The following is a 230-nucleotide window of genomic DNA, read 5'->3' as shown; positions in this document are numbered from 1 at the left end:
CAACCACAGCGTCCGGTAACTCAAGTAGAGCGCCAGACACGATTCACGTACGGGCTACCTATTTTTACCCGCATACTGCACAATCACCAAAACTTGGCGGAAGCGGTGAGATTCGAACTCACGGAGGACAAAGCCCTCGCCGGTTTTCAAGACCGGAGCCTTAAACCACTCGGCCACACTTCCATTGTTCTGCTTATTTACTATCGCGAGGCTTACGCACGCGCTTCGGC

The 230-nt window shown here is 53.5% G+C and carries 1 tRNA gene; it reads right to left on the bottom strand.

The features are described 5' to 3' along the window. Positions 1–94 precede the first annotated feature (94 nt). Positions 95–183, bottom strand: a tRNA-Ser gene (locus tag AC1RPV_RS08300). Positions 184–230: the final 47 nt, after the last annotated feature.

Source organism: Dellaglioa sp. CoH-55-MRSF-9 (genome assembly GCF_056782155.1).
The sequence above is the reverse complement of the archived record's forward strand: the minus strand, read 5'-3'. Positions and strand labels throughout refer to the sequence as shown.